The 637-nt window shown below is 47.1% G+C and carries 2 protein-coding genes; one reads left to right on the top strand and one right to left on the bottom strand.

The features are described from left to right. Nucleotides 1-182, top strand: a 182-nt coding sequence (locus ACFQI7_RS37875; RefSeq protein WP_377518652.1) for a hypothetical protein, incomplete at its 5' end; no start/stop codon positions are given. A 101-nt stretch (nt 183-283) separates the two neighbouring features. Here the strand turns inward: ACFQI7_RS37875 and ACFQI7_RS37870 are convergent. Further along, the coding region (locus tag ACFQI7_RS37870) for a transposase (RefSeq protein WP_218103627.1) at nt 284-637 on the bottom strand (354 nt) is incomplete at its 5' end.

Genomic DNA, 637 nt, shown 5'->3' with positions numbered 1-637 from the left:
AATCCTTTTTAGGGCATGCGGGAATAGAAGAAACGTTCTTGAACATTTCCCCAGGCGCTGTTATCTACTGCACGCTTCTCCACAAGATGCCCTGGATGTTTACCATCCCATGGCTCAACGGGTCGTTGCCCTTACATTCCATCGTCATACTTATCCAAGGTGTGGAGACCGATAGCGTTTAGCGGACGGGTCTAGGCCCTTCTCGGGCAGGAACTCGGTTCTCCGTGCTTTCTTTGTTCGAAATCCTACGAATGAGTCAACTTACGTAACGTATTACAGTTGTTTATGCAGCAAGTGTAAGGGCGTTTCTTGCTTTCTCAGGAGAAAATGTTTCTCCCGTTTGGACGATACTGATCAGAATCCTGGCCACTTTTCCCACTAATTTAATTACGGATTGTTGTCTCTTCACATGCTTCACTTTAATGTTGTGTTCATGCAGCTCTCGAAAGACAGGATTGATTCCTATGAGCTGAATGGTGGCAAGAAACATATATTTGCGTAATGTGGAATCCCCGCGTTTCGACAAAACAATCTGCCCCTTTCGCTTACCTGACGTGCTTTCGGCCAGATTAAGGCCGGCTTTTCGCAGCAACTGTCGTCCATGTGCGTATTGTCTAAGATCACCGGCACCGGCCAA

Source organism: Paenibacillus allorhizosphaerae, from assembly GCF_042659105.1.
Lineage (GTDB): Bacteria > Bacillota > Bacilli > Paenibacillales > NBRC-103111 > Paenibacillus_G > Paenibacillus_G allorhizosphaerae.
Note: the sequence above shows the minus strand (reverse complement) of the source record. Positions and strands in the feature narration are given on the sequence as shown.